We start from the raw sequence: 12154 nt of genomic DNA, 5'->3' as shown, positions 1-12154 counted from the left end.
GTGGCAGGTAGGTCGGGCGGTTGCGTGGCGGGTCCAGTGAGCCGGTCGCGTGGCGGGCCGGTCGGGTGGTCGGGCAGGTGGTGGGTGGGGCGGGGTGGTGGTTGGTTGGCGGCCTCGTTGTTTCAACCGACGTGTGAGGTGGTTGGAAACGGCGTTATGTTTGAGTGGGTTGTGAGGTTCACCCGTTCGTGGTTGACCTCCCTTTGATAAGTGCTGGTCAGGGCGGTGGTGGTCAGTAGTCGCGGCGGGTGGCCAGGCGGGCGACGGCGTCCAGTTCGCGGGCGGCGCGGGCTGAGGGGGCGGCGGCGTGCAGGTGTTCACGGGCGCGGGCCAGGAGGTCGTCGGCGCGGCCTTGGCTCCAGGCACGCGCCCCCGAGGTCTCGATCAGTTTCGCGGCACGGGCCAGGTCGGTCGGGCTCAGTGGTTGCTCGCGGTGGTACAGGGTGTGCAGTTCGAGGGCCTCCGGGGTGCTGGAGGTCAGGGCGGCGACGACGGGCAGGGACTTCTTGCGGTTCTGCAGGTCCGAGTAGACCGGCTTGCCGGTCACCTCCGGGTCGCCCCAGATGCCCAGCAGGTCGTCCACGAACTGGAACGCGAGCCCCACCCGCTCGCCGAACGATTGCAGGTGCTCCACCTGCTCGGCCCGCCCGCCGCCGAACAACGCGCCCAACGCGCACGCCGCACCCAGCAGCGCGGCGGTCTTGCCCTCGGCCATCCGCACGCACTCCGCCAGCCGCACCTCCGCCCGCTCCTCGAACGCGAGGTCCGCGCTCTGCCCGTCCAACAACCGCTGCACGGCCTCCGACAGCACCCGGATCGCCTGCTGCGCCTTCGGGTGGCCGCTGCCCGCCAGCACGTCCAACGCCATCGTCAGCAACGCGTCACCCGCCAGGATCGCGGGGTTCACGCCGAACACGTGCCACGCCGTGGGCCGGTGCCGCCGGGTCGTGTCACCGTCCATCACGTCGTCGTGCAGCAACGAGAAGTTGTGCACCAGCTCCACCGCCACGGCGGCCGGCAGTGCCGCGTCCGCCGAGCCGCCCACCGCCTGCGCGCCCAGCAGCACGAGCGCCGGCCGGATCGCCTTGCCCGCGTCCGCGCCCGTCGGCCTGCCGTCCTCGTCCCACCACCCGAAGTGGTAGCCCGCGATCGCCCGCATCGAGTCCGGCAACCGGTCCACCGCCGACCGCAGCGCCGGGTCGAGGCCGGCGCGGCTCCAGTCCAGCACCTCGCGCGCGGACCGGTGGTCGAGGCTCACGTCCAGGTCGGTCATCGCCACAACTCCTTCGGGGGGAAGCGCCCGGCCACCGGCACGGGCAGGGGAGGGCGGCAGCCGGGCGTGGCGGCCCGGCTGCCGTGCGCGACGGCGTGGTCAGGACCGGCCGATCTCCACGTGCTCCAGCACCCCGAGCGCGTCGGGCACCATCACGGCGACCGAGAAGTAGGCGCTGACCAGGTAGGACACGATCGCCTTCTCGTCGATGCCCATGAACCGCGCGTTCAGGCTGGGCTGCACCTCGTCCGGGATGCCCGGCTGGTGCAGCCCGATCACGCCGTTGTCCTGCTCGCCGACCCGCATGGCCAGGATCGAGGTGGTGCGCTGCGGCGTGATCGGGATCTTGTCCGACGGCAGCAGCGGCACACCGCGCCAGGTGACGACCTGCGTGCCGTCCACGTTCGCGGTGCCGGGGTAGACGCCCCGCTTGCTCGCCTCACGGCTGAACGCGGCGATCGCGCGCGGGTGGGCCAGCATGAACGCCGTCTTGCGCCGCCGGGACAGCAGCTCGTCCAGGTCGTCCGGCGTGGGCGGGCCGGTGCGGGTGTGGATGCGCTGCTTGAGGTCGGCGTTGTGCAGCAGCCCGATCCGGCGGTTGTTGATCATCTCGTGCTCCTGCCGCTCGCGCAGGGCCTCGATGGTCAGCCGCAACTGCTGCTCGGTCTGGTTCATCGGGTGGTTGTAGAGGTCGGCGACGCGGCTGTGCACCCGCAGCACGGTCTGCGCCACCTCCAGCTCGTACTCGCGCGGCGACAGCTCGTAGTCCACGTAGGTCGCCGGCAGGTCCGGCTCGCCCTCGTGGCCGGAGGCGATCTCGATCGCCGCCTCGCCGTGCTTGTTCTGTGGCTTGCCCGCGCGGCTCGCGAACGAGTCGATGTGCGCGCGCAACGCGTCGGCCTGCCCGTTGAGCTCCCGCACCGACCGCCACGGCAGCACGAGCACGATCACCGGCGTGATCGCCTTGATCGTGTACTCCCAGTCCGACTCCGCGCCGTAGAGCGCCTCGTCGCCGAAGTGGTCGCCGTCGGCCAGCGTGTCGAGCACGGTCTGGTCGCCGTACTTGCCCTGGCCGATCTTGTTCACCTTGCCGTGCGCGACGAGGTAGACCTCCTCGGCCCGGTCGCCGGACGACACCACGACCTCGCCCGGCTGGAACTCCCGCTGCTCGAACCGGTCCGCGAGCGCGACCAGCACGTCGTCGTCCGGGAAGTCGCGCAGCAGGGGCAGTTCCCGCAGCTCCTGCGGGATGACGCGGATGTCCGCGCCGGTGCTGGTGAAGCTCACGCGCCCGTCGCCGAGCGCGTAGGTGAGGCGGCGGTTGACCCGGTACGTGCCTGCCTGGGTGGCCACCCAGGGCAGTTTGCGCAGCAGCCAGCGGGGCGAGATGCCCTGCATCTGCGGGGTGGACTTGGTGGTGCTCGCCAGGTTCCGCGCGGCCGCGGTGCTCAGGCTGTGCCGCCGCTGCTCGGCCTCGTCGGGGACGAGTCCGGGGTCTGTCACGGTCACTTCAGCTGCCCAATCTGGTCGGGGGGACTAGTCAGTCTTCGCGGCCGAGCTCCACGTGTTCCAGCACGCCGATCGCGTCCGGCACGAGGATCGCGGTGGAGTAGTAGGCGCTGACGAGGTAGGAGATGATCGCCTTCTCGTTGATGCCCATGAACCGCACGTTCAGGCCCGGCTGGTACTCGTCGGGCAGGCCGGTCTGGTGCAGGCCGATGACGCCCTGGTTGTGCTCGCCGGCGCGCAGCAGCATCACCGAGCTGGTGCGGGTCTTGGTGATCGGGATCTTGTTGCACGGCAGCACCGGCACGCCGCGCCACGCGGGCACGTGGTGACCGTTGAGGTCGATGGTGGCCGGGTAGATGCCGCGCTTGCTGCACTCGCGGCCGAACGCGGCGATGACCCGCGGGTGGGCCAGGAACGCGGTCGGCTCCTTCCACACGGTGGCCAGCAGGTCGTCCATGTCGTCCGGCGTGGGCGGGCCCGTGCGGGTGTGGATGCGCTGCTTGAGGTCGGCGCTGCTGAGCAGGCCGAAGTCGCGGTTGTTGACCATCTCGTGCTCCTGGCGCTCGCGCAGCGCCTCGATGGTCAGCCGCAACTGCTGCTCCACCTGGTCCATCGGGTGGTTGTAGAGGTCGGCGACGCGGCTGTGCACCCGCAGCACGGTCTGCGCGACGCTCAGCTCCAGCTCGCGCGGCGCGATCTCGTAGTCGACGAACGTGCCGGGCAGGTCCGGTTCGCCCTCGTGGCCCGACGCGATGTCGATCTCGGCCTCGCCGTAGGCGTTGGACTTGCCGCCGCCCGCGGCGGACATCCGCTGGATGTGCGCGCGCAGGCCGCCCGCCTCGCCGTTGAGCCGCTCGAACACCTCCCACGGCAGCACCAGGACGATCACCGGCGTGACGGCCTTGACGGTGAAGTCCCACTCGCCTTGGGGACCCGCCAGCACGTCGCCGCCGAAGTGCTCGCCGTCGGCCAGCGTGCCCAGCACGGTCTGCGCGCCGTACTCGCCCTGGCCGATCCGGTTCACCTTGCCGTGCGCGATCAGGTAGAGCGCGTCCTGCGGACGGCCCTCCTCGACGATGACCGCGCCGGGCTCGTACTCGCGCTGCTCGAACCGGTCGGCCAGCGCGTTGAGCGCCTCGACGTCCTCGAACCCGCGCAGCAGCGCCAGCTCGGTCAGCTCCTCCGGGATGACCCGGACGTCCGCGCCGATGTTGGTGAAGGTCAGCCGACCGTCGCCGACCTCGTAGCTGAGCCTGCGGTTGACCCGGAAGGCACCGCCCTTCGCCTCCACCCAGGGCAGGATCTTCAGCAACCACCGCGAGGTGATGCCCTGCATCTGGGGAACGGACTTGGTCGTGGTGGCCAGGTTCCGCGCTGCCGCCGTGCCGAGGCTCAGCCGAGGCTGCTCGGCCTCCAAGTCCGAATCGGTCACAGTCACCGCACACACCGCCAATCGGATTCGTTCATTGGTCCGGAACGACGGTAGTGAGCGTGAATGTGCAACGGGAAGCGGCCGATGTGACGACACCCCTGAGGGGCAATCGGCCCTGGTATGCGTACTCACGGTGGATCTAGTCCACCTCGCAAGTATTTAACGGGTGATCTTGCTGTGCTGTGGTGTTCAATTCGCCACGACGGGGAATGGCTACCGCGTTTGCCCTAGCGTTTTTCACCGGGGAGTGCCCTTGACGGGGGCGGGAGAACACGGTCGGCCATCGTTCCGCCGAGGTGCGGAGAGAAGTTCACTCGTAAGTGGGCATGAAAAACGCGGTGCCGGCGTGGTGCCGGCACCGCGTTGTGGGTCTGTGAACGGACGGGCGCGGGTCAGACCCCGTGCGGGCAGGTGTCCCGGTAGTCGGAGATCAGCGAGCTGTTGGCCGGGGACGGGCAGAGGAACTGCTCGTAGCGGGTGTCGTTGTCGATGAACCGCTTGAGCCACGCGATGCTGTACTTCGCGATCGTCGTGTTCGAGGAGTTGGGCGCGAAGTGGCTGGCGCCGTTCAGCTCCAGGTACGCCTTGTCCAGGGTGGACGGCAGCGAGTTGTAGAACGGGATCGAGTGCGAGGACACCGGCGCGACCGTGTCGTCCTCCGCGCCGACGACGAGGGTCGGCACCCGGTTGCTGCCCCACGTCTTGTCGGTGTGCCACGCGGTGAGCGGGATCGCCGCCTGGAGGGACGGTCGCTCCTCGGAGGCGCGCAACGTGCCGCCGCCGCCCATCGAGTGGCCCATGACGCCCAGTCGGGAGGCGTCGATCCGGCTGCGGACGTCACTGCGCTGGGTCAAGTAGTCCAGTGCCGCCAGGAGCTGGCTCGCCCGGCTGTCGGGCTGGTCGTAGAGGCTGTTGGTGGCGATCGTGATCACCACGAAGCCCTGCGACGCGATCCGGGGGCCCAGCCACGAGATGGTGGACTCCGTGCCGGTGAAGCCGGGTGAGATGGCCACCGCGCCGAAGGTGCCCTCGGAGGTGCTGGTGGGGTAGTAGATCGTGCCACCGCCGAAGCCGGTGACCAGCGAAGACACCGTGGTGGACGAGGTGGAGAACGGGCCGCGGACCGCCTCGATGCTGGAGGTGGTCGGTGCGGGGCCGCGCCGGTACTCCTCCTCGGCGTGCGCCGGCGTCACGCCGACCAACGACAGGGCCAGCGCGGGGATCAGCGCGGGGATCAGTTTGCGGAGTTGCACGTCGGTGTACACCTCGCTTGGCAGGGAACTGCGGACAGCGATGACCCTGCGCCACCGGGTGAGCGCCGCGCATCGGTGCAACCACCGGTCCGGGCTCGAAAACTAACACTGGTAGATAATTTTCGCCCGAGCCCTTCCGCCGGCCGCGGCCCTGCCGCCAGACTGGCTGCATGCTGCGCGGACGTGACCGGCAGCGCGTCGCCGTCGACGCGTTGCTCGCCCGTGCCCGGGCCGGGCACGGCGGGGCGCTGGTGCTGCGCGGCGGCCCCGGGTCGGGCAAGACCGCGATGCTCGCCGCCGCGCGGGAGGCCGCCGCCACCGCCGCGGGCGACCGCGAGGTGCTGCTGTGCGTGGACGACGCCCACCGGCTGGAGGACACCGACTGGCTGGTGGAGCTGGCCGCGGCCGCCGCCGACGAGCCGGTGGCCGTGCTGGTCGCCACCGAGGGCGAGCCGCTGGGCCTGCCGTGGGTGCGGCTGGACCCGCTCGACCACGCCGACAGCCTGCGCGTGCTGCGCGACCTGAGGCCCGGTCTCGCGCCCGGCCTCGCCGACGACGTCGCCGACCTGGCCAGGGGCAACCCGCTCGCGCTCACCGAACTGGCCCGCGCGCTGACCTCCGACCAGCTCGGCGGCACCGCGCCCGCGCCGGACGCGCTGCCCGAGGACAGCTGCCTGCGGGCCCGGTTCGGCGCCCGCTTCCACGCCCTGTCGCCGCAGGCGCGGTTCGCGGTGGCGTTGAGCGTGGTGGACGACGAGGTCGACGCCGACGCCCTGGCCCGGATGCCCGGGCTGGACCTGGCCGCGGTGGAGGAGGCCGCCGTGCTGCTCGACGGTGGCCCGCTGGTGCGCTCGGCGCTGCGCACCGGGATCCCGCTGGCGCTGCGCTACGCCGCCCACGCCGCGCTGGCCGAGCACCTGCCGCCGGGCCCGCGCCGCACCTGGCACGAGGCCGCCCGCGCGCCCGGCGTGCGCGACGCGTTCGCCGCACGCCTGGCCGACTCCGCGAGCCGGGCCCGCCGCTGCGGCGACTACCCGGCCGCCGCCCGCGACCACGACCGCGCGGCCGCGCTCACCGCCGACCCCGACGCCAAGGCGCGCCACCTGATCGCCGCCGCCACCGACCACTGGGCGTCCGGCGCTCCCCGCCGGGCCAGGGTCGCGCTGCGCACCGCCGCCCGGCTCACCGACAGCGACGAGCTGCGCGCCCGCGCCGAGCTGCTGCGCGGTGGCATCGACCTGGGCAACGGCCTGCCGGACGTGGCGGTGCGCAGGCTGCTGCACGCGGCGGGCGAACTGGTGGGCACGCACCGGTCGCTGGCGATCACCGCGCTGGGCTTCGCGGGCGAGGCGGCCAGCATCGCGGGCGACCACGCCCGGTACGCCGAGACCGCCGCGTTCGCCGCGCGCCTGCGCCGCCCCGACGAGCCCGACGACACCCGCATCACGCTCGACCACCTCGCGGGCATGGCCGCCACCTTCGCCGGGCGGCACGAACAGGCCCTGCCGGTGCTGCGGTCGGTGATCGAGCTGGCCGAACGGGTGCCGCACCCGCAGGCCAAGATCTGGGGCGGCCAGGCCGCCTACACCCTCGGCGACGCGTCCCGCGCCCACGAGCTGGCGACCAGCGCCGTCACCGCCGCGCACGAGCACGGGCTGACCGCCCTGGTGCCGTGGGCGCTGGTCTACCGCGCGTTGTCGGCGATGCTGCTGGACCAGCACTCGGTGGCGCTGTCGGCGGCGTTCGAGGGCGTGCACGCGGCCACCGCCATCGGCCAGCACAACGCCGTGGTCGACCACCTCACGATCCTCGCCCTGGTCGCCGCGCTGCGCGGTGACACCGACACCGCGGTGCACCGCATCGACGCCGCCGCCGAGCAGATCGCCGAACGCGGGCTCGGCCGCTCCGGCACGTTCGGCGCGTGGGCGTTCGCCTGCGTGGACCTCGCGCTGGACCGCCCGGCCGACGCGCTGGACCGGCTGCGGCTGATGGCGGCCGGGTCAGGCGGCGTGCACACCGGCATCAAGGTGATGGCCGCGCCGCACGTGGTGGAGGCCGCCGTCGGCTGCGGCCGCCCGTTGACCGCGGACCGGGCGCTGCGCCGGTACGAGAAGTGGGCGGGCACGACGGGCAGCGCGGCCCGGCTGGCGCTGTCGCACCGCTGCCGCGGCCTGCTCGCCGACGGGCCGCGCGCCGACGAGCACTTCCGCGAGGCGATCCGGCTGCACCGGGCCAGCGGCACCGCCATGGAGCTGGCCAAGACCGAGCTGTTCTACGGCCACCGGCTGCGGCGCGACCGCAAGCCGCGCGCGGCGCGCGACCTGCTGCGCGACGCGATGAAGATCTTCCAGCGCTACGAGGCCGACCGCTGGGTCGCCCGCGCCCGCGCCGAGCTGCGCGCGGCGGGCGAGGCGGTCGGGCCGACCCGGTCCGACCGGACCGCCGACCGCACCGGGCCGCGGGCCGCAAACCGCGCCGACGTCGACCCGACCCTGGGCCTGACCCCGCAGCAGGCGCAGATCGCCCGCCTGGTCGCCGAGGGCGCGACCAACCGGGAGGTCGCCGCGCGCCTGTTCCTGAGCCACCGCACCGTCGAGCACCACCTGCGCAACATCTTCGCCAGGCTCGAGGTGCGGTCCCGCGTCGAGCTGACTCGGATGCTCGACTGAAACAGGAGGTCAGGTGCGCGAGCACTACCGGCACTGGCAGCGGATACCCACCCGGTGGCACGACAACGACGTGTACGGGCACGTCAACAACGTCGTGCACTACGCCTTCATGGACACCGTGATCAACACGTGGTTGATCACCGAGGGCGGGCTGGACATCCACCACGGGCAGGCCATCGGGCTGTGCGTGGAGTCCCACTGCAACTACCGCGCGTCCATCGCGTTCCCCGAGGCCGTCGACGCGGGCCTGCGGATCGGCCACCTCGGCCGCTCCAGCGTCCGCTACGAGATCGGCTTCTACCCGGAAGGCCGTGACGACGTGGTCGCCGAAGGGCACTTCGTGCACGTGTTCACCGACCGCGAGACCCGCGAGCCGGTGGCGATCCCGGCCGGGCTGCGCGCCGCGATGGAAGGGCTGGTGGTCGCGTGAGGACCAGGGGCGCGGTGCTGACGCGGGTCGGCGGACCGCTGGAGGTGCTCGACCTGGAGCTGGACCCGCCGGGTCCGGGCGAGCTGCTGGTCAAGGTGGGCGCCACCGGGCTGTGCCACTCCGACCTGTCGGTGATCGACGGCTCCCGGGTCCGGCCGCTGCCCATGCTGCTCGGCCACGAGGCCGCGGGCGAGGTGGTCGAGACCGGGCCGGGTGCGTCGGACTTCGCCGTCGGCGACCGGGTGGTGCTGTCGTTCGTGCCCGCCTGCGGGTCGTGCCGCCGGTGCGTGTCCGGGCGGCAGGCGCTGTGCGAACCGGGCGCGGCGGCCAACCGCGAGGGCACACTGCTGGGCGGCGAACGGCGGCTGCGGCTGCCCGACGGCACGCGCCCGCACCACCACCTGGGCGTGTCCGGGTTCGCCGAGTACGCCGTGGTGTCGGAGAAGTCGGCCACGCTCGTGCCCGCCGACCTGCCGTTCGAGATCGCCGCCCTGTTCGGCTGCGCGGTGCTCACCGGCGCGGGCGCGGCGTTCTACAGCGCGGCCGTCGCGCCGGGGGACCGGGTGGCGGTGTTCGGCCTCGGCGGCGTCGGGCTGGCCGCGCTGCTCGCCGCACGGGCGGCCGGCGCGGCGCGGATCATCGCGGTGGACGTGGTGGCGCACAAGCGGGAGCTGGCGCGGCGGCTCGGGGCGACCGACGACGTGGCAGGCGGTCCCGACGCGGTGGAGGAGGTGCGCTCGCTGACCGGCGGCGGCGCGGACAAGGTCATCGACACCACCGGCGTCGCGGCCGTGCTGGAGCAGGCGTACCTGGCCACCGCCGCGGGCGGCACCACGGTCACCGTCGGCCTGCCGCACCCCGACCGCACGATCACGCTGCCGGCGCTGAGCCTGGTCGCCGAGGAGCGGACGCTGAAGGGCAGCTACCTCGGCTCCTGCGTGCCGCGGCGGGACGTGCCCCGGTTCGTCGAGCTGTACCGGGCCGGGCGGCTGCCCGTGCAGGAACTGCTGTCGGGACGCCTCGGCCTCGACGACATCAACACCGGGTTCACCCGTTTGGCGGCTGGAGAAGCCGTCCGGCAGGTCGTCGTGCTGTGATCACCCAGCCGGTACCGTTGCCCGGATCGGGTGACGGCTAGGCGGAGGAGTGGTCGGCGGTGCGCAGACGGTCGATGCTCGCGGGTGTGGCGACAGCGGTGGGCGGCATGATCGCGGGCGGCGGCGCGGCGGCGGGAGCCCCGCGCCGTCCGGTCCCGCTGGGGCTGGGCGACTACCGGTTGGTGAACCTCGCGCACGTCAACGACCCGGACCGGACCAACGTCTACCCCGGCGACCCGGCGTTCACCCTGACCACCGTCACCACCGTGCCCGAGCACGGGTTCTACCTGCAATACGTGCAGCAGGGGGAGCACACCGGCACGCACTGGGGCGCGCCCGCGCACTTCAACGACGACCAGCCTCACGCCGACGAGCTCGACGCCGAGGACCTGTTCCTGCCCGCCGTGAAGATCGACGTGCGGGAGCAGGCCGCGCGGGACGCGGACTACGAGGTGAGCGTCGCCGACCTCCAGCGGTGGGAGAAGCGGCACGGCCGCATCCCGAACGAGGCCGCGGTCGTGCTGTGGACCGGGTGGGAGGAGCGCTGGGGCACCCCGGCGTTCTTCAACTTCGACGCCGACGGCGCGATGCACCAGCCGGGCTTCTCGCTGGCCGCCGTGCAGTGGCTGGTCGACACCGGCCGCCTCGGCCGCCGGGGCGCGCTGGGCACGGACACGTTCAGCCCCGAGTCCGGGCTCGACACCGAGTACCGGGTGTCCAAGCTGCTCTACCGCGAGCACCGGATCAGCCTGGAGATCCTGGCGAACCTCGCGTCGCTGCCCGAGCAGGGCGCGCACGTCCTGGTCGGCGGCACGATCAACCGCCGCGGCTCCGGCTCGCCCGCCAGCGTCTACGCCTTCGTGCCCAAGCGGTAGGAGCGGGCTGACCCCCGGGCGGGTGGTCGTCGGGGGTCAGCCGCAGCCGGCCGGCAGCGCGCAGGCGCTCGGCGATCTCGCCGTTGTCCAGGCCGAGGCCAGGACCTCGCGTTCCCGCTCGCTGAGCAGGTCGAGCCGTTCGGCGGCGTCCGGGAACGCCGTGGGCTCAGGTGCCGCAGAACGTCTGGTACGAGGCGGCGAAGTGGTCCGGGGCCGGCTCGGCGTAGCGGGCCAGGTCGGGGCGTTCGTCGTAGGGGGACCTCACCGCGTCGAGCAGGCGCTCGAACGGGACGAGGTCGCCTTCGGTGGCGGCGGTGAGCGCTTCTTCGACCAGGTGGTTGCGGGGGATGTGGACGGGGTTCGCCCGGCGCATCGCGTCCGGGTCCGGGGTCAGCGCGAGCCAGCGGGCCAGCCAGGCGTCGATGCCGGCGAGGTCGAGGAACAGCTCGCGCGCGGGACCGGTGTCGCCGCGGGCGGCGGCGCCCAGGCGGCGGTGGAGCGACGTGTGGTCGACCCGGTTGTCCCGCATGAGCGTCAGCAGGTCGTCCACGAGAGGCTCGGGCGCGGGGCGGTCGAGGCCCAGCTTGGCCGCCATGCCCGCCGACCAGGCGTCGTCGTACCGGGCGCGGAACGTGCCCAGCGCCTCGACGGCCAGGGCGATCGCCCGCTCCTCGTCGTCGGCGAACAGCGGCAGCAGGGCTTCGGCCAGCCGCGCCAGGTTCCACTCGGCCACCCGCGGCTGGTTGCCGTAGGCGTAACGGCCCGCGTGGTCGATCGAGCTGTAGACGGTGGCCGGGTCGAACGCCTCCAGGAACGCGCACGGCCCGTAGTCGATCGTCTCGCCGGAGATCGTCATGTTGTCGGTGTTCATGACGCCGTGGATGAAACCCGCGAGCATCCACCGCGCGACCAGCGACGCCTGCGCCGCCACCACCGCCTCGAACAGCGCGAGGTAGTCGCCTTCGGCCTGCGGGTGGTGCCGGGCGATGGCGTGGTCGGCCAGCCGGCGCAGCAGGTCGACGTCGCCGGTGGCCCTGGCGTACTGGAAGCTGCCGACGCGCAGGTGGCTGCGAGCCACCCGGGCCAGCACGGCACCCGGCAGCACGGTCTCGCGGCGCACCGGTCGCCCGGTCGCCACCACCGCCAGCGAGCGGGTCGTCGGGATGCCCAGCGCGTGCATCGCCTCGCTGACCAGGTACTCGCGCAGCATCGGGCCCACCGCGGCCAGGCCGTCACCGCCGCGGGCGAACGGCGTGCGCCCGGAGCCCTTGAGGTGCAGGTCGCGGGGGTCGCCGTCGGCGTGGACGAGGTCGCCGAGCAACAGCGCGCGGCCGTCGCCCAGGCGCGGCGCGTAGTGCCCGAACTGGTGCCCCGCGTAGGCCTGCGCGACCGGCGTCGCCCCCTCGGGGACGTGCTCACCGACGAGCAGGCGCACGCCGTCCGGGCCGCGCAGCCAGTCGGGGTCCAGCCCCAGCTCCCCGGCCAACCGCTCGTTGAGCGCCAGCAGACGTGGCTCGGGCGCCGGATCGGCCTGCCAGGCCACGGCCATCTCGGGGAGCGTGCGGGCGAAGTGGTCGCCCAGCGTGACGGTTGCCGGTGCGGTGCTCACCCGACCC

9 protein-coding genes are annotated in these 12154 nt (G+C 73.0%); 4 read left to right on the top strand and 5 right to left on the bottom strand.

Features of this window, described 5'->3' with window-relative positions; genetic code table 11:
- Positions 1-232: 232 nt before the first annotated feature.
- From LZG04_RS10135 to LZG04_RS10120, 4 genes are all read right to left on the bottom strand, one after another.
- Positions 233-1273 (bottom strand): family 2 encapsulin nanocompartment cargo protein polyprenyl transferase, encoded by a 1041-nt coding sequence (locus tag LZG04_RS10135; RefSeq protein ID WP_233815559.1) that lies wholly within the window; start codon positions 1271-1273, stop codon positions 233-235.
- Between the two features lie 99 nt (positions 1274-1372).
- On the bottom strand, positions 1373-2782 hold the full coding sequence (locus LZG04_RS10130) for a family 2B encapsulin nanocompartment shell protein (RefSeq protein WP_233815558.1): 1410 nt from the start codon (positions 2780-2782) through the stop codon (positions 1373-1375).
- Between the two features lie 31 nt (positions 2783-2813).
- Entirely contained in the window at positions 2814-4220 is a 1407-nt protein-coding gene (locus LZG04_RS10125; RefSeq protein WP_233815557.1) for a family 2B encapsulin nanocompartment shell protein, read from the bottom strand.
- 386 nt (positions 4221-4606) lie between these two features.
- Complete coding sequence (locus LZG04_RS10120) at positions 4607-5467, bottom strand: alpha/beta hydrolase family protein (RefSeq protein WP_374202799.1); 861 nt, start codon at positions 5465-5467, stop codon at positions 4607-4609.
- A 170-nt stretch (positions 5468-5637) separates the two neighbouring features.
- Between LZG04_RS10120 and LZG04_RS10115 the strand changes: the two genes are divergently transcribed.
- The 4 genes from LZG04_RS10115 to LZG04_RS10100 are packed head-to-tail and all read left to right on the top strand — an operon-like array spanning position 5638 to position 10538.
- Positions 5638-8136 carry a helix-turn-helix transcriptional regulator gene (locus LZG04_RS10115; RefSeq protein ID WP_233815556.1) on the top strand — a complete coding sequence of 833 codons (2499 nt, stop codon included), beginning with the start codon at positions 5638-5640 and terminating at the stop codon, positions 8134-8136.
- Positions 8137-8149: 13 nt separating this feature from the next.
- Positions 8150-8566, top strand: a complete 417-nt coding sequence (locus LZG04_RS10110; protein WP_233815555.1) for a thioesterase family protein — start codon at positions 8150-8152, stop codon at positions 8564-8566.
- Positions 8563-9663 carry a zinc-binding dehydrogenase gene (locus LZG04_RS10105; RefSeq protein ID WP_233815554.1) on the top strand — a complete coding sequence of 367 codons (1101 nt, stop codon included), beginning with the start codon at positions 8563-8565 and terminating at the stop codon, positions 9661-9663. Before LZG04_RS10110 ends, LZG04_RS10105 begins: the two co-directional genes overlap by 4 nt.
- Before the next feature lie 59 nt (positions 9664-9722).
- A complete protein-coding gene (locus LZG04_RS10100) occupies positions 9723-10538 on the top strand; it encodes a cyclase family protein (RefSeq protein ID WP_233815553.1) in 816 nt (271 codons plus the stop codon).
- A 166-nt stretch (positions 10539-10704) separates the two neighbouring features.
- Here the strand turns inward: LZG04_RS10100 and LZG04_RS10095 are convergent, their stop codons facing one another.
- Positions 10705-12147 carry a YdiU family protein gene (locus LZG04_RS10095; RefSeq protein WP_233815552.1) on the bottom strand — a complete coding sequence of 481 codons (1443 nt, stop codon included), beginning with the start codon at positions 12145-12147 and terminating at the stop codon, positions 10705-10707.
- Positions 12148-12154 lie beyond the last annotated feature (7 nt).

The organism is Saccharothrix sp. S26, from assembly GCF_021390395.1.
Lineage (GTDB): Bacteria > Actinomycetota > Actinomycetes > Mycobacteriales > Pseudonocardiaceae > Actinosynnema.
The sequence above is the reverse complement of the archived record's forward strand: the minus strand, read 5'-3'. Positions and strand labels throughout refer to the sequence as shown.